14 protein-coding genes are annotated in these 15,668 nt (G+C 68.5%); 6 read left to right on the top strand and 8 right to left on the bottom strand.

What is annotated here, in order from left to right; genetic code table 11:
• The first annotated feature begins 8 nt into the window (after positions 1-8).
• Positions 9-614: a LysE family translocator gene (locus BAMB_RS18650; protein WP_011658722.1), complete on the top strand. Its 606-nt coding sequence runs from the start codon at positions 9-11 to the stop codon at positions 612-614.
• A gap of 95 nt (positions 615-709) precedes the next feature.
• On the opposite strand, the gene BAMB_RS18645 is transcribed toward BAMB_RS18650, so the two are convergent.
• A complete protein-coding gene (locus BAMB_RS18645; protein ID WP_011658721.1) occupies positions 710-1,558 on the bottom strand; it encodes an AraC family transcriptional regulator in 849 nt (282 codons plus the stop codon).
• A 161-nt stretch (positions 1,559-1,719) separates the two neighbouring features.
• Between BAMB_RS18645 and BAMB_RS18640 the strand changes: the two genes are divergently transcribed.
• Positions 1,720-2,514, top strand: coding sequence for an SDR family NAD(P)-dependent oxidoreductase (locus BAMB_RS18640; protein ID WP_011658720.1), 795 nt, complete (start codon positions 1,720-1,722; stop codon positions 2,512-2,514).
• Between the two features lie 55 nt (positions 2,515-2,569).
• Here the strand turns inward: BAMB_RS18640 and BAMB_RS18635 are convergent, their stop codons facing one another.
• The 5 genes from BAMB_RS18635 to BAMB_RS18615 all read right to left on the bottom strand — a co-directional run bounded on the left by BAMB_RS18635 (position 2,570) and on the right by BAMB_RS18615 (position 7,790).
• On the bottom strand, positions 2,570-2,944 hold the full coding sequence (locus tag BAMB_RS18635; protein WP_045554959.1) for a hypothetical protein: 375 nt from the start codon (positions 2,942-2,944) through the stop codon (positions 2,570-2,572).
• Between the two features lie 223 nt (positions 2,945-3,167).
• Positions 3,168-4,238 carry an AI-2E family transporter gene (locus tag BAMB_RS18630; RefSeq protein ID WP_011658718.1) on the bottom strand — a complete coding sequence of 357 codons (1,071 nt, stop codon included), beginning with the start codon at positions 4,236-4,238 and terminating at the stop codon, positions 3,168-3,170.
• Between the two features lie 161 nt (positions 4,239-4,399).
• The gene (locus BAMB_RS18625) at positions 4,400-5,509 is read right to left on the bottom strand and encodes an NADH:flavin oxidoreductase/NADH oxidase (RefSeq protein WP_006754894.1); all 1,110 of its coding nucleotides are present in this window, start codon (positions 5,507-5,509) and stop codon (positions 4,400-4,402) included.
• 142 nt (positions 5,510-5,651) lie between these two features.
• The gene (locus BAMB_RS18620) at positions 5,652-6,338 is read right to left on the bottom strand and encodes a type 1 glutamine amidotransferase domain-containing protein (protein ID WP_011658717.1); all 687 of its coding nucleotides are present in this window, start codon (positions 6,336-6,338) and stop codon (positions 5,652-5,654) included.
• A 417-nt stretch (positions 6,339-6,755) separates the two neighbouring features.
• Complete coding sequence (locus tag BAMB_RS18615) at positions 6,756-7,790, bottom strand: substrate-binding domain-containing protein (RefSeq protein WP_011658716.1); 1,035 nt, start codon at positions 7,788-7,790, stop codon at positions 6,756-6,758.
• Between the two features lie 169 nt (positions 7,791-7,959).
• On the opposite strand from BAMB_RS18615, the gene BAMB_RS18610 reads away from it, so the two are divergent.
• Positions 7,960-9,540: a glycoside hydrolase family 68 protein gene (locus BAMB_RS18610; protein WP_011658715.1), complete on the top strand. Its 1,581-nt coding sequence runs from the start codon at positions 7,960-7,962 to the stop codon at positions 9,538-9,540.
• 156 nt (positions 9,541-9,696) lie between these two features.
• Positions 9,697-11,304, top strand: a complete 1,608-nt coding sequence (locus BAMB_RS18605; RefSeq protein WP_041491451.1) for a glycoside hydrolase family 32 protein — start codon at positions 9,697-9,699, stop codon at positions 11,302-11,304.
• Between the two features lie 64 nt (positions 11,305-11,368).
• On the opposite strand, the gene BAMB_RS18600 is transcribed toward BAMB_RS18605, so the two are convergent.
• Both BAMB_RS18600 and BAMB_RS18595 read right to left on the bottom strand, forming a co-directional pair.
• Positions 11,369-12,118 carry an SDR family oxidoreductase gene (locus tag BAMB_RS18600; RefSeq protein ID WP_041491642.1) on the bottom strand — a complete coding sequence of 250 codons (750 nt, stop codon included), beginning with the start codon at positions 12,116-12,118 and terminating at the stop codon, positions 11,369-11,371.
• 147 nt (positions 12,119-12,265) lie between these two features.
• The gene (locus BAMB_RS18595; protein ID WP_011658712.1) at positions 12,266-13,183 is read right to left on the bottom strand and encodes a LysR family transcriptional regulator; all 918 of its coding nucleotides are present in this window, start codon (positions 13,181-13,183) and stop codon (positions 12,266-12,268) included.
• A 223-nt stretch (positions 13,184-13,406) separates the two neighbouring features.
• On the opposite strand from BAMB_RS18595, the gene pdxR reads away from it, so the two are divergent.
• Positions 13,407-14,891 (top strand): MocR-like pyridoxine biosynthesis transcription factor PdxR, encoded by a 1,485-nt coding sequence (gene pdxR / locus BAMB_RS18590; protein WP_011658711.1) that lies wholly within the window; start codon positions 13,407-13,409, stop codon positions 14,889-14,891.
• A 94-nt stretch (positions 14,892-14,985) separates the two neighbouring features.
• Entirely contained in the window at positions 14,986-15,423 is a 438-nt protein-coding gene (locus BAMB_RS18585; protein WP_011658710.1) for a carboxymuconolactone decarboxylase family protein, read from the top strand.
• Positions 15,424-15,668 lie beyond the last annotated feature (245 nt).

Raw genomic sequence — 15,668 nt, 5'->3', positions numbered from 1 at the left:
GGCAACGGATGAGCATGCTGGTTTCGATGGCCGCGTTCGCGCTGGCGTCGTCGATCACACCCGGTCCCGTCAACATCGTCGCGCTCAGCGCGGGAGCGCGCCACGGTCTCGGCGCAAGCCTGCGCTATGCGGCCGGCGCGACGCTCGGCTTCGTCGCGCTGTTCCTGCTGATCGGCCTCGGGCTGCACGCGGCGCTCGCGCGCTGGCCGATGCTGACCACCGCCACGCAGTGGGCGGGAATCGCGTTCCTGCTTTACCTTGCGCTGCGGCTTGCGCTCGACGACGGGCGGCTATCAGCCAACCCGGCCGACCCGGACGCACCGAACGTCGCCGGCCCGTCGGCCGCGGCCGGTGCGGCGATGCAGTGGCTCAATCCGAAGGCATGGCTCGCGTGCGTGGCCGCGATGGGCGCGTATGCGGCCGACGGCGACCGCGCACAGGTCTGGCAATTCGCGGCGCTGTATCTGGTGATCTGCTTTGCGTCGATCGCGTGCTGGGCGTATGCGGGCGCGTCGCTGCGGCATCGGCTCGCGAATGCGCGGCGGATGCGGCTGTTCAACCGCGCGATGGCACTGCTGCTCGCGGGCAGCGCGCTTTATCTGCTCGATATCTAGCGCCGGCGCTTCGACGTATTTTTGCGGCGGATGGGGTGCGGATGACCGATGTTGCAGGCCGTCGCCGTCGCTGGCGCCGGGCCGCCCTTCCCGCCTCAGCTCGCGGCGCTTCGATATTGTCCGGGCGTCGCGGCCGCGATGCGCCGGAACGCGCGCTGGAAGTGCGCCTGGTCCGCGAAGCCGGCATCGAGCGCGACGTCGGCGATCGGCCGGCCGCGGCGCAGTTCCGCACGGCCGTACTGCACGCGGCGATCGATCAGGAACGCATGCGGCGTCATGCCGTAACGGGCGTTGAACGCGCGGATCAGGTAGGACGGTGACAGGTCGGCGGCCGCGCAGATCGCATCGAGCGTGACGGCCTGACGGCAATGCGCGGCGATGTAGTCGGCCGCCCGCGCGAGCTTCGCATTGTCGGCCCCGCGCCGCGCGTCGTCGGGCAGTTCGCGATCGAGCGCGCCGTGCAGCCCGGTGAAGAATTCGACCGCCGCGCTTTCCTTGCCGAGCGGATCGACGCCGGGCGCCACGAGCGTGCGGTAAAAGCGGCCGAACTGCGCGAACAGGTCGCGCCGTTCCGTCAATTTCGGCGAAAACCCGTGAAAATCGCTGTTCGGATCGCGCCCGAGCGAATGCTGCAGACGCGCGAGCCACGGCACGTCCACGTAGACCATCCGGTACGCCCATGCGTCGGGGCCGTACGGATTGCACGCATGCACCTGCTCCGGATCGATGATCACGAGCACGCCGCGCCCGACGTGTTCCTTCGTCGCTCCGTTCAGATAGGTGCTCGTGCCGCCGACGATCGCGCCGAGCGAAAACGTGTCGTGCGTGTGCTTCGCGTAGCAGATCGTGCGCCCGTCGTCGACGGTGCGCGCCTCGATGAACGGCAGCGCGGCGTCGCGCCAGAACGGCGACGGCACGACGACAGTGTTGGCGGAACGGCTCACGCGACAGGCTCCCGGTTCGGACGGCGAACGCACACCGTACAAGACTGCGCGGCGCGATGCAACCGCGAGCCGACGCATCGCGGCCGGATCGCCTAAGCTTTGAATTCCGACCGCCGCGGCGGACGCGGCGGGTTCCGTTCCCTCTTTCAACCGGTACGCTCATGCACATCGATCTGACAGGCAAGACCGCGGTCGTCACCGCTTCCACCGCCGGCATCGGGCTGGCGATCGCAGAAGGGCTCGCGCACGCGGGCGCACGTGTCGTCATCAACGGACGCAGCGACGAGTCGGTCGACGCCGCGCTCGCGCTGTTGCGCACCGCGGTGCCCGACGCGGACATCGACGGCATCGCCGCCGACCTGTCCGACGCCACCGGCGTCGCGCGCATTACGCAGCACACGCCCGAGGCCGACATCCTCGTCAACAACGCGGGCATCTACGGGCTGAAGGGTTTCTTCGACATCGACGACGACGAATGGACCCACTACTTCCAGATGAACGTGATGTCCGGCGTGCGTCTCGCACGGCATTATCTGAAGGGCATGCTCGAGCGCAACGCGGGCCGCATCGTGTTCATTTCGTCGGAATCGGGCCTGAACATCCCGGTCGACATGATTCACTATGGGTTCACGAAGACCGCTCAGTTGGCGATCGCGCGCGGCCTCGCGAAGATCGCGGCCGGTACCAGCGTGACCGTCAATTCGGTGCTGCCGGGGCCGACGATGTCGGAAGGCGTGCGCGCGATGCTAAAAGCGACGGCCGACGAAACGGGCCGCAGCATCGACGAAGTCGCGGTGGATTTCGTGCGCAGCCAGCGCGCGAGCTCGATCATTCAGCGGCCGGCGACGACGGAGGAAGTCGCGAATCTCGTCGTGTACGTATGCTCGCCGCAGGCATCGGCGACGACGGGCGCGGCGTTGCGCGTCGATGGCGGCGTGGTCGATACGATTGCTTGATGGCCCCGCTAGCCCGGAGAACGTGCACAGCGGGCACGCCAAGCGCCCCGCCGCGCTATCGGGAAACGGTCTTGCCCGACTGAAGCGTGCCCTTGCGATCGGCGTCCATGCAGGTATCGAAGCCGTATTGCGTGACGGCACCGGCCTTGTCGAACACGACGAAGTAAGGCCGGTGATCGTTGCCGTGCTCGATGAAGTAGTTGTAGCAGACGCCGCTGCCGTTGCGGACCATCCACACGCTGCGCGGGTTGCCGCCCGCGCGGACGACGTCGGCGCGCATCGCGCCGTGCCGCGACGCTGCCCTCGCCAGCGGCGTGCGCGAATACGAGAACGGCAGCCACGAGTCGAACCACGCGCAGCCGTGCAGCATCAGGCAACTGGCGGCCAGCGACAGCGTCGCGGCGGGACGGTACATCGGAATCAATCGCATGCTGGGAGAAATCTGCTGCGCCATGCCGGCGTGATCGAAAGCCCCATGCTACTCGACCTTTGGGTCCGGATCGAAAAGAAATGTAGAGACCTGTGTCCGACGCCCCGCCCGACGCCGTCCGGCCCGCGCCCGATCGTTGCGAACCGTTGCGGCACCGCGCCGCCTCGCACGCGCGTCGATGCCGTTGCGCCGCTGGTCCGAATCGATGCAACGGCCGTCATCGTCAGGCGACCCATTCGGCCCACAGCATCGTGAGCACCGTCATCAGCGCCGGGCCGACGAACAGCCCGATCAGCCCGAACGTCTCCGCGCCGCCGAGGATGCCGAACAGCACGAGCAGGAACGGCAAGCGGGTCGAGCTGCCGATCAGCACCGGCCGCACGAAATGCTCGGCGACGAACACGACCACGAAGCCGACCACCAGCACCACGACGGCCCACACGGTCGCCCCCTGCACGAACAGCCAGAGCGCCGCGCCGCAGAACACGATCGGCGCGCAGAACGGCAGCATCGCGGCGACGGCCGTGACCAGACCGAGCAGCGCCGCGTGCGGCACGCCCGCCAGCGCATAGGCGACGCCAAGAATCGCGCCCTCGCCGAGCCCGACGACGACGAGCCCCGTCACCGTCCCGTACACGGCCGCGACCATCCGTTCGATCAGCTCGCCGCCGCCGGGGCCGAACGCGCGCCGCGCGCCGTGCAGCAACGCGCCCGACAACTTGTGGCCGGCCCTCAGGATCACAAACAGCGTGACCAGCATGAAGCCGAACTCGAACAGCGCATGCGCGAGCTTGGTGCCGAACTGCCGCCCGAACGCGATGAATTTCTCGCCGCTCGCGCCGTGCATCGCGGCGCCCGCATGCAGCGGATGACCGAGATTGGCCTGCCACCACTCGGTAACCTGCGCGGCCCCGTACGGCAGCCGGGCGATCACATCGGGCAGCGGAATGCCGTTGTCCTGGACCGACTGCAGCCACATGCGCAGGTCGTGCTCCTGCGCGATCGCCTGCCCGAGCGCGAGCGCGACCGGCAGGATCACCAGCAGCGACACGCCCACGGTGATCACGGTCGCGATCAAGGTCGGCCGGTTGCGAAACCAGCGTTCGGATTCGAGGCGTTTCAGCAACGGCCACAACGCGATCGCGATCACGCATGCCCACGCGATGGCGGGAAGGAAGTCGCGGATCACCCACAGCGCGAGCAGCAGCAGCGCCGCATACAGCACGGCGCGGGCGATCTGCTGAGCGCGCGGCCGCGCGGCGGAATCCTGGGACGGCGACACATGTACGCGCATGGCACCTCTGTCGAAATGAAAAAAATGGCGGTTCGCGCAGGCCGGAAGCCTGTACGAACCGCCATTCTATCCATCGGCACCGCAACGGCATGCGGTCGCGATGTCATGCATCGTCAAATGCGTGCCGCCAGCGCGGCGCCGCCCCACGCCGCAACGCGTGCTCAGGCCACCTTGTCGGCGACGCGGTAGCGCTCGAGCCAGTGCGCGTACGGCGCGGGCAGCGTCCACGACGGACGCTCGACACCGAGCTGCTTGGCCGCGTAGTACGGCCAGTGCGGATCGGCAAGATGCGCGCGGCCGACCATCACGAGGTCGAGCTGCTGCTCGGCGACGACGCGATTGGCGAGTTGCGGCGTGTCGATGCCCCATGCGGACGACACCGGCAGGCCGGCCTCGCGGCGCACGCGTTCCGCGATCGGTGCGAGGAACGCCGGGCCCCACGGAATCTGCGCGTCGGGCGTCGAGAAGCCGACCGACACGCTCAGCATGTCGAGCCCTTCCTGCTTCATCCGCTGCGTGAGCGCGATCGATTCGGCGAGCGTCTCTTCGTCGCGGCCGTCGTATTCGATCACGCCGAGACGCGCGGTCAGCGGCAGGTGCTCCGGCCAGACCTGGCGGACGGCCTTCAGCGTGTCGACGATGAAGCGGCCGCGGTTTTCGGCGGAACCGCCGTACTCGTCGTCACGCTGGTTCGCATGCACCGAGAAGAAGCTCTGGCCGAGATAGCCGTGCGCGAAGTGCAGTTCGAGCCATTCGAAGCCGAGGTCGCGGGCGCGCTTCGCCGACGCGACGAAGTCGGCCTGCACACGCGCGATGTCGTCATGCGTCATCGCGCGCGGCACCTTCGGCAGGTGCGCGCCGAACGGCACGGCCGACGGTGCGATGGTCTGCCAGCCGCGCGGATCGCCTTCGGCGATATGGTCGTCGCCTTCCCACGGACGGTTCGCGCTCGCCTTGCGGCCCGCATGCGCGATCTGGATGCCCGGCACCGCACCGGCCGCCTTGATCGCCGCGACCGACGGCGCGAACGCCTCGGCCTGCGCATCGGTCCACAGTCCGGCGCATCCCGGCGTGATGCGGCCTTCCGGCGACACGGCCGTCGCCTCGGCGATCACGAGGCCCGCGCCGCCGCGCGCGATGCTGGCCAGATGCACGTGATGCCAGTCGTTGACGACGCCGTCTTCGGCGACGTACTGGCACATCGGCGGCACCGCGATGCGGTTGCGCAGCGTGACATCCTTGAGTTTGAACGGTTCGAACAGGGCAGACATCGACACTCCTTTGCTTGGTTCTGCGAAACAACTGGATGACCCGCCGTGCGGTATGCACGACGGTGCGATTGGGTCCGTCGCGGGGCGCGGCGCGCCCGACGACGGAAGCAGCGTGGCGCCGGTCATGCCGGCGCCGGCCGGTTTACTGGCGGCCGAGCTTCGCGAGCAGCGCCTCGGCAGCGGGTTCCGACGATGCGGGGTTCTGCCCGGTGATCAGCAGCCCGTCGGTGACGACATGCGGCGCCCAGTCGGCGCTGCGCTCGAACTGCGCGCCGTTGGTCGTCAGCATGTCCTCCACGAGGAACGGCACCACTTCCGTCAGCTCGACGGCCGCTTCCTCGCTGTTGGTAAAGCCCGTCACGCGCTTGCCGCGCACGACCGACTCGCCGGTTTTCGGGTCCTTCACGTGGCGCAGCACGCCCGGCGCATGGCACACGGCCGCGACCGGCTTGCCGGCCGACAGCGCGCGCTCGATCAGGCCGATCGAATGCAGATCCTCGGCGAGATCCCATAGCGGGCCATGCCCGCCCGGATAGAACACCGCGTCGTAATCGTCGACCGACACGTCGGCCAGCTTGCGGGTGGCGGCGAGCTCGGCCTTGGCCGCCGGATCCGCGTCGAAACGGCGCGTCGCGTCGGTTTGCGCGGTCGGATCGCTGCTTTTCGGGTCGAGCGGCGGCTGGCCGCCCTTCGGCGACGCGAGCGTCAGCTCGACGCCCGCATCCTTGAACGCGTAGTACGGTGCGGCCAGTTCCTCGAGCCAGAAGCCGGTTTTCTTGCCGGTGTCGCCGAGCGTGTCGTGCGAGGTCAGGACAACCAGAATCTTCATGATCGGACACTCCTTCGAAATGGGGAAACGGCGCCGCGTCAGGGCCGCGGCCAGCGTGACGCACGCCGCGTGCCGGCGACGACGGCGCGCCTGCCGGTTAGTCAGCTGGCGCGCGTCAACGTGCCGGCCATCTACCGAAAATGTTGCCCTAGGCTATTAGACCAGTCGTCTAGACGAGCCCCGAAAAAAACGACGGCATCTCCTGCACGACCAGCATCGCCGTGCGATATGGCATTTTCGCGTCCGGCTGAGTGCGGCAGGTATGGCGTCGCATTCATTTGAGACCGGATCATAGCCTCGGATTAGACCGGTCGTCTAGTAACATCGTGTTCGGCCCTGTCGGTGACATGGCTTTTGCGGCGGGAGCGCGCCGCGCAACGTTCGTTGCCGATCGCGCCCCGGTCGCCGCGGCTTCGACTAGCCGCGCAGCGGCCCGTCCGTATCACCAGCCTCGATCACCGGCATCTCGAGCCGCTGGCCGCGCACGCCGTCCACGAGCAATCCCAGCATCAGATCCGCCAGCGCACGTCCGGACGCCTGTCCGGTCGGCTGCAAGACCGCAGTCACCCGATACGGATGGGCGACATCCGGCGGCACGCCGTCATAGACGATCAACGACATGTCCCGCCCCAGGCGCACGCCGCTGTCGACCAGCGCGCGGAACGCACCGCCGCCCGCGATATTGTTGTCGACGAGCAGCGCCGTCGGCGGTTCGGCCCGCTCGAGCAACGTCTGCACGCCCTGCTGCCCGCCGTCGCGCGTAAACGCACACTCGACGAGCAGCGCCGGATCAGGCTCGATGCCGGCCTCGCGCAGCGCCGCGAGATAGCCGGCACGCCGCTGCATCGCGAAATTGAGCGAGAGCGGCGCACTGATCATCGCGATGCGGCGATGGCCGAAGCCGATCAGGCGTCGCACCGCGTCCCGTGCGCCCGCTTCGTTGTCGAAATCGAACCACGCGTAGGGCTCGACGGCCTGCGTGCGGCCATACGCGACGTACGGAAACGCATTCGACCTCAGATACGCGAGGCGCGGATCGTCGACCAGCGTGCGCGCGACGATCAACCCGTCGACGAGTTTGCCGTCCACGAGCCGTCGGTAAGTGTCCAGCTCGGCGTTCGGCCGCGCGGACGCGATGATGAAGTCGAGATTGCGCTCCGCCAGCCGCTCGGTGATGCCCGCGACGACTTCGCCGAAACGCGGATCGCCGAGATCGCCCGCGCCAAACGGATAGACGATGCCGATCGCGTCGGAGCGCCCGGTCGCCAGCCGGCGCGCGGTCGGATCCGCGACGTAACCGAGCTCCCGCGCGGCCTTCATCACGCGCTCGCGGGTCGCCTCGCTCACGTCGTCATAGCCGTTCAGCGCGCGACTGACCGTCGTGCGCGACAGCCCGAGCGCGTCCGACAACGCCTTCAGATTCACCTTCACGTCGCTCCTCGCGTTGTGCATGCCAGTCGGCAAAACCCGCTTGCGCGGCAATTATTGCCGATTGGTAGTTATTACCGTCAAATATTTATCTTTTGACGTCCAAACCGGTTTGAAATAGCATCCGAACCGGTTTGGACATCGATGCCACCTTCAGCCGTTCCCTTTCACCGTCAACGGAAACAAAGCCGACATGACTTATTTTCCTTTTTGCCGCGCGACTGCGGCCAAACGTTTGCTGTTCACCGGCGCCGCACTGGCCGCTTTCGCGTCCGCCGCGCATGCGCAAACCGCCGGGGCGCCCGCGCCGACGCCGCACACGCAGCAGGCCTACGACCCCGAGGGCAACTTCACGATGCGCTGGACCCGTGCGGACATCCGCCAGATCGTCGCGCAGTCGCATACGGCCGGCGCCGACAAGAATTCGCTGCCGCAAGCGCTGTCGATGCCGGACATTCCGCAGGACTTCCCGCTGATCAACTCCAACGTGTGGGTGTGGGACACCTGGCCGCTGGCCGACCTGCGCGCGAACCAGCTCAGCTACAAGGGCTGGGAAGTGATCTTCTCGCTGACCGCGGATCCGCACGCCGGCTACACGTTCGATGATCGTCACGTCCATGCGCGCATCGGCTTCTTCTATCGCCGGGCCGGCATTCCCGCGTCGCAGCGGCCGGCGAACGGCGGCTGGACCTGGGGCGGCCATCTGTTCCCGGACGGCGCGAGCGCCAAGGTGTTCGGCACGTCGCCGATGACCAACAACGCCGAATGGTCGGGCTCGGCGCGCCTCACGCACGGCGACAACGTCAGCCTGTACTACACCGCGACGTCGTTCAACCGCTCGGCGCCCGGCGGCGCGGACATCACGCCGCCGCAGGCGATCATCACGCGCGCGGACGGCCATATCCAGGCCGACGACAAGCACGTGTGGTTCACCGGCTTCGACGATCACAAGGCGCTGCTGCAGCCGGACGGCAACTACTACCAGACGGGCCAGCAAAACACCTACTTCTCGTTCCGCGATCCGTTCGTGTTCACCGATCCCGCGCATCCGGGCAAGACCTACATGGTGTTCGAAGGCAATACGGGCGGCCAGCGCGGCGCCCGGACCTGCACCGAGGCCGACCTCGGCTACGCGCCGAACGATCCGTACAAGGAAGACCTGAACGCGGTGATGAACTCGGGCGCAGTGTATCAAAAGGCCAATGTCGGCCTGGCGGTCGCGACGAACCCGCAGCTCACCGAATGGAAGTTCCTGCCGCCGATCCTGTCCGCGAACTGCGTCGACGACCAGACCGAGCGTCCGCAGATCTACCTGAAGGACGGCAAGTACTACCTGTTCACGATCAGCCACCGCACGACGATGGCCGCTGGCGTCGACGGACCTGACGGCGTCTATGGCTTCGTCGGCAACGGCATCCGCAGCGACTACCTGCCGCTGAACGGCGGCAGCGGGCTCGTGCTCGGCAACCCGACCGACTTCTCCGCGCCGGCCGGTGCGCCGTACTCGCAGGACCCGAACCAGAACCCGCGCGAGTTCCAGTCGTATTCGCACTACGTGATGCCGGGCGGGCTCGTCGAGTCGTTCATCGATGCGATCGGTCCGCGTCGCGGCGGCACGCTCGCGCCGACCGTGAAGGTCAACATCAACGGCACGTCGACGGCAGTCGACCGCAGCTACGGCCGCGGCGGCCTCGGCGGGTACGGCGAAATTCCGTCGAACCTGCCCGCGACGGGCGCCGGCCACAACGACGGCGGCTCCGGCACCCGGCCGTAACGGCCGCGGCCGCCTGGCCGCCAGTTCGGCGGGTGCGCATCGCGCGTGCCGCGTGTGCGCCCGCCCCTTTTTTTGTTTCGCAGATCGCGCATGTCGCCGCCGTACGCGGCATGCGCCCTTCCTTCCCGCTTCGCACAGCGGAGCACGGGCCCCCGCATGAAATCGACGTTTTCCCGCTTTTCCTTCCGGTTCGCCTGCCTGCTCGCCTGTGCGGGCAGCATGCACGCAACCTGCGCCGCGCCGCCCGCGAGCGCGACGCCGCAATGGCGACCCGCCATCCATTACACGCCGCAACGCAACTGGATGAACGATCCGAACGGCCTCGTCTACGAGAACGGCCGCTATCACCTGTTCTACCAGTACAACCCGCTCGGCCACGACTGGGGCAACATGTCGTGGGGCCACGCGACCAGCACCGACCTCGTCCACTGGCGCGAGCAGCCGGTCGCGCTGCACGCGAATGCCACGGAGGAAATCTTCTCCGGCTCGATCGTCGCCGACACGCACAATACGTCCGGCCTCGGCGCGCCGGGCGAGACGCCGCTCGTCGCGCTCTATACGAGCGTCTACAAGGCCGGCTCCGGTCACGCGCCCGGCACGCAGGCGCAGTCGCTCGCATACAGCCTCGACCACGGCGCGACGTGGCAGCCCTATGCGCGCAATCCGGTACTCACGCTCGATCCGGAATCGAAGCAGTTCCGCGACCCGAAGGTGTCGTGGTACGCGCCCGGGCGCTACTGGGTGATGACGACGGTCGTCGCCGATGCACACGTCGTCAAGCTTTACCGTTCCGACGACCTGATCCACTGGTCGTTCCTGAGCGACTTCACGCTGCCGGACGTGCCGCATGCCGGCGCGCTGTGGGAAATGCCCGACCTCGTGCCGCTGCCCGTCGACGACGATCCGCGCCACATCAAGTGGGTGATGATCGTCAACGTCAACCCGTGGTCGATCGCCGGCGGCTCGGGTGCGATGTATTTCGTCGGCAATTTCGACGGCCGCACGTTCGTCCCCGACCGCGTCGCGCCGGCCGGCTCGGACCCCGCGCAATTCCGCTGGGTCGATCATGGCGCCGATTTCTATGCGGCCGGCACCTTCTCGGGTGCGCCGGGCGCACGCCCGGTCGCGATCGCGTGGATGAGCAACTGGGACTACGCGGCGAAAGCGCCCACGGCACCCTGGCGCGGCGCGATGACGCTGCCGCGCGAGTTCGCGCTGAAGACGATCGGCGGCGAACCCACGCTCTTCGTGACGCCGGCCGCCGCGTTCGATGCGTGGGCCGACGGGCGGCCCGCCGTGCATGAAGGCGATCTGAGCGTCGAATCCGCCACGCGCGCGTTGTCGGCCGCCACGCGCGGCGTCGTGCAGCGCATCACGGTGACGATCGAGCCGCGGCGCGCGGCCCGCGCCGGGTTGATCGTCCGCGGATCGGCGGACGGCGCGATCGGCACCCGGATCGTGTACGACACCGCGAAGCGCACGCTGACGCTCGACCGCTCCCGTTCCGGCGCGACGGATTTCACTGGAAACTTCAGCCGCGAGCACATCGTCGATCTGCCGCTCGAGAACGGGCGATTGCAGCTTGAAATCGTCGTCGATCGCGGTTCGGTCGAAGTGTTCGCGAACGGCGGTCGCGTGGCGCTCACGGACCTGATCTTTCCGCCCCGCGAGGCGGACCGCGTCGCAGTGTTCGCCGAGCATGGCAGCGCCACGTTCTCGGGGCTGACGGTGACGCAGCTCGATGCGGGTCACGCATCGCGCTAGCGATACGCATTGACGGCGGGGCTGCGCCGCCCGACGACGCGCTGCAGCCCTGCCGGTTTCACCCTCAGAGCAAGCCCATCCCGCCCGACGCGATGATTTCCGCGCCGACGATGAAGGCGGACTCGGGCGCGCTCAGGTGCAGCACCGTCGACGCGATTTCGTCCGGCGTGCCGAAGCGGCCGATCGGGACGAGGCCCCTGATCTTGTCGGCCGTCTCGTCGAGCGCTGCCGCATCGAGGCCGAGCTTGCCGTACAGCGGCGTCTGCACCGGCCCGGGGCTCACCACGTTCACCCGCACGCCGTGCGGCAGCAATTCCGTCGACAGCGTCTTCGCGAACGAATTGACGGCTGCCTTGCTCGCCGCATACACGGACGAACCCGGCATCCCGATGTGCGCGTTGATCGACCCGTTGATCACGATCGACGCGCCGCGGTTCAGCAGCGGCACGAGCGACTGGATCTGGAAATACGCGCCCTTCACGTTGGTGTTGAACACGAGGTCCCACATCGCCTCGTCGCTATCCGCGAACGGCGCGAGTTTCGCGACGCCCGCATTGATGAACACCGCGTCGAGCCGCACGCCGGACGCCGTGAGCGCGTCGGCCAGCGCCCGCGCCGACGCGACGCTGCCGGCCTCGTTGCGGATCGCGAGCGCGCCGTCGCCGAGCGTCTCGCGTGCGGCGGCGAGCGTCTGCTCGTCGCGGCCGGTGATGACGACGCGCGCGCCTTCGGCCGCGAATGCCCGTGCGGCCGCCAGGCCGATGCCGCTGTTGCCGCCCGTGACCAGAACCGTCTTTCCTTCGAAGCGTTGCATGATGTTCTCCTGTGAACCGGTGAGTTGACCGTCAACACAGGATGCGCTCGGCCCGCGGCCGTGCCGTGCGATGGGCGCGGCGAACATGTTCGAAATTTTCGAACATGTTCGCGGAAGGCGCCGCCGTCGCGTGCCCGCCTCGCGCGCTCAGCCCGACACGTCGATTCCGTCGAGCAGCCGCTGCGCGAGCCGCGGTTCGCGCAGTTGCTCGAGCCACCATTGCAGCGCGCGGCCATCGCGGTCGCTGCGCCATGCGACATACAGCACGTTCGGTTCGCGCGGATCGGCCGTTTCCTTCTCCACGAGCTCGCCGCGCGCAAGCAGCGACGCGACGCGCCGGCGCGGCACCCAGCCGACGCCGAGCCCGTCGCGCTGCGCGAGGATCTTCGCGCGCATCGACGGCACCGCGAGCACCGGCTGGCCGCCGAGCAGCCCGTACACACGGCCGACCGACCGCCGCGACGAATCCGCGACGACCACCGCCCGATGCGCGCCGATCGCGTCCCGGGTGAGCCGCTCGCCCGCCGCCGCCAGCGGATGGCGCGGCGATACCGCGAACACCCATTCCATCGCGCCGAGCTCGAACCATTTGAAGCCCGGAATCGCCGGCGGCTCGTTGGTCGCGCCGACGACCAGGTCCGCGCGGCCATCGCGCAGCGCTTCCCAGGTGCCGCCGAGCACTTCGTGCGTGAAACGCAGCGACACGCCCGAATCGAGCGCATCGAACGCGCGAACGACCGGCAGCAGCGTATCGAACTCCAGCACCTCGTCGCTGACGATCGTCAGCCGGTCCTCCCAGCCGCTCGCGACCTGCCGCACGCGCTGCGTGAGCCGTGCGACGTCCAGCGCGAGGCGCGATGCCTCGTCGGTCAGCAGCTGGCCGGCCGGCGTGAGCTGCAGCCGGTAGCCGCGCCGGTCGAACAACAGCGCGTCGAAGCGCGTTTCGAGCTGCCGCGCGGTGTGCGACACCGTCGACGTCGCCTTGCCGAGCCGCGCGGCCGCGCGCGACAGGCTGCCGGTGGCGCGGATCGCATCGAGCAGCGCCAGTTCGTCTTCGGACAGCATGGGGGGCACTCCGGTCGGGGATTGTGGTGGATCGTAAGGCAGCGGCGGGCGGCGGTCCAATTGAATGGCGAGGTGCCCGCAGAGGCGGCGGATGCAGGGCCGACGGGCATGGCCTTCCCCGGCCGCACGAGCCGTTCGCGTGTCGTTGCCGGCCGGAAATCAATGATGCACTTCCGGTATGCTGATTGGCGTCAAAATTCCTGCATTCCAGGTAGCCACTGCAATGGACATCGCGATCCGCATCGAAGGCCGTCACGACCTGACCGGGCAAATCTTCCGGCAGCTACGCACCGCGATCGTCGACGGGCGGCTCGAGGGCGGCGCCCGGCTGCCGTCGACGCGCGATCTCGCGAAGCAGCTCGGCGTGTCGCGCAAGACGACGCTCGATGCGTTCGAGCGTCTCGTCGCCGAGGGCTACCTGAACACACGCGCGGGCGACGGCACGTTCGTCGCCGGCGGCCTTGCGCGGGTTCCGCATGCGCCGGTCGCGTCGACACCCTCGCTCGTCGAGGACACGCCGCGCGTCCACGCGGTCGACGCCCGTGCGCTGTGGGACGATCTGCCCGACGCGCTGGCGATGCCGACACCGCAGGCGTCGCCCGCCTTCGACTTCCGCGGCGGCGTGACCGACAAGACGCTGTTCCCCTTCGACGCGTGGCGCCGCTGCCTGCATCACGCATTGCGCCAGCAGGCGCGCGGCCTCGGCCAGTACCACGACCCGGCGGGCGACCCGCAATTGCGCGGCGCGATCGCGCGCTACGTCGGGTTCAGCCGCGCGGTGGCCTGCGGCTGGGACGACGTGCTCGTCACGCAGGGCGCGCAACAGGCGCTCGATCTGATCGCGCGCGTGGTTGTGCGGCCGGGCGACGTCGTCGCGGTCGAGAATCCCGGCTATCCGCCCGCACGCGCGGCGTTCGCCTCACTCGGCGCGACGGTGATCGGCGTGCCGGTCGACGCGCACGGCCTCGTAACCGAGCGACTGCCCGACGACGCGCGTCTCGTCTACGTGACGCCGTCGCACCAGTTTCCGCTCGGGATGCCGATGACGCTGGACCGTCGTGTCGCGCTGCTCGAATGGGCGCAGCGCCGCCGCGCGGTGATCATCGAGGACGACTACGACGGCGAGTTCCGCTTCGAAGGCCGGCCGGTGGAGTCGCTGAAGAGCCTCGACCGCACGGGCCTCGTCGCGTACGTCGGCACGTTCTCGAAGACGATCTTCCCCGAACTGCGGATCGGCTACGCGATTCCGCCGCGCGCACTGCGCGGCGCGCTCGCGAAGGCGAAGCAGATCGTCGACTGGCATACCTGCACGCTGACGCAGGCAGCGCTCGCCCGCTTCATGCTCGAAGGCGATTTCGCGCGGCACCTGCGGCGCGTGCAGAAGCACTACGACGCGCGCCGCAAGATGCTGCTCGCGCACCTGCGCGGCGGCCTCGCGCCGTGGTTCGACACGATCGTGCCGACCGCGGGCATCCACCTCGCCGCGCTCCTGAAACCCGGGCTCGACGAAGCCGCGCTGGTCCGCGCGGCCCGCGAGCACGACATCGGCCTGTACGGGATCTCGCCGTTCCACGTCGGCTCGGCCGCGCGCGCGGGGTTGCTGTTCGGCTATGGCGGAATCGACGCGCTGCGCATCGATACCGCGCTCGCGAAACTGGCTGTGCTGCTTCGTTCGGGCGATTTCGGCGGGCCCTCACTGGTTACCTGAATTTCTACAGAATTGGCCATTCAAGCAGGCCAGTGGCACGCTTAAAGTGGGTCCTGTCGCGCCGCCGTGCGCACCCACCGAAAAAGGACCTGCCATGCAACCGCGCCTGAACTTCTATACCGCCAGCCCGAACGCGATCAAGGTGATGCGCAATGCCGAGGAATTCATCGCGAAGAGTTCGATCGAGAAGCCGCTCGCCGAACTCGTCCGGCTGCGCGCGTCGCAGATCAACGGCTGCGCGTTCTGCGTCGACATGCACACCACCGACGCGCGCAAGGGCGGCGAGACCGACCGACGCCTGGCGACGGTGGTCGCCTGGCGCGAAACGCCGTTCTTCACCGAGCGCGAACGCGCGGCGCTCGAATGGACCGAAGCGCTGACGCTGGTGGCCGACAACCACGTGCCCGATTCCGTCTGGGAAGCCGTGAAGCCGCACTTCAGCGACACGGAACTGTTCGACCTGTCGATGCTGATCGCGACGATCAACACGTGGAACCGCTTCGCGATCGCGTTCCGCAAGATGCCCGAGTAAGGGGACGACGATCACGCATTCCGGCTCCCTGCTCCGCCGCGCGGTTCCGTGCGCGTCACTCGCGCGGGACATCGCGCTGCCGGCCGCCGCCCATCGCTGAAGTCGCGGGTGGATCAGTGACGACCTTTCAGGCGCGTGCGGTGGCGGGCGCGCGCCTGCTTCACGACTGGGTTCCCCGCCGCTTCCTCATTAGCCGCTCCCTACACGCCGCCACCCGCGCACGCCCCTGCGTCGCGCCGCCCCCC

The sequence above is a fragment of the Burkholderia ambifaria AMMD genome, assembly GCF_000203915.1.
Lineage (GTDB): Bacteria > Pseudomonadota > Gammaproteobacteria > Burkholderiales > Burkholderiaceae > Burkholderia > Burkholderia ambifaria.
This window is presented reverse-complemented; position numbering and strand designations above follow the sequence as displayed.

Coding starts and splice junctions, on each gene's coding strand:
- BAMB_RS18585 (WP_011658710.1), top strand. CDS start 14,986: ATGCAACCGCGCCTGAACTTCTATACCGCCAGCCCGAACGCGATCAAG.
- BAMB_RS18600 (WP_041491642.1), bottom strand. CDS start 12,118: ATGCAACGCTTCGAAGGAAAGACGGTTCTGGTCACGGGCGGCAACAGC.
- BAMB_RS18625 (WP_006754894.1), bottom strand. CDS start 5,509: ATGTCTGCCCTGTTCGAACCGTTCAAACTCAAGGATGTCACGCTGCGC.
- BAMB_RS18615 (WP_011658716.1), bottom strand. CDS start 7,790: ATGCACAACGCGAGGAGCGACGTGAAGGTGAATCTGAAGGCGTTGTCG.
- BAMB_RS18635 (WP_045554959.1), bottom strand. CDS start 2,944: ATGCGATTGATTCCGATGTACCGTCCCGCCGCGACGCTGTCGCTGGCC.
- BAMB_RS18610 (WP_011658715.1), top strand. CDS start 7,960: ATGACTTATTTTCCTTTTTGCCGCGCGACTGCGGCCAAACGTTTGCTG.
- pdxR (WP_011658711.1), top strand. CDS start 13,407: ATGGACATCGCGATCCGCATCGAAGGCCGTCACGACCTGACCGGGCAA.
- BAMB_RS18605 (WP_041491451.1), top strand. CDS start 9,697: ATGAAATCGACGTTTTCCCGCTTTTCCTTCCGGTTCGCCTGCCTGCTC.
- BAMB_RS18640 (WP_011658720.1), top strand. CDS start 1,720: ATGCACATCGATCTGACAGGCAAGACCGCGGTCGTCACCGCTTCCACC.
- BAMB_RS18595 (WP_011658712.1), bottom strand. CDS start 13,183: ATGCTGTCCGAAGACGAACTGGCGCTGCTCGATGCGATCCGCGCCACC.
- BAMB_RS18650 (WP_011658722.1), top strand. CDS start 9: ATGAGCATGCTGGTTTCGATGGCCGCGTTCGCGCTGGCGTCGTCGATC.
- BAMB_RS18630 (WP_011658718.1), bottom strand. CDS start 4,238: ATGCGCGTACATGTGTCGCCGTCCCAGGATTCCGCCGCGCGGCCGCGC.
- BAMB_RS18620 (WP_011658717.1), bottom strand. CDS start 6,338: ATGAAGATTCTGGTTGTCCTGACCTCGCACGACACGCTCGGCGACACC.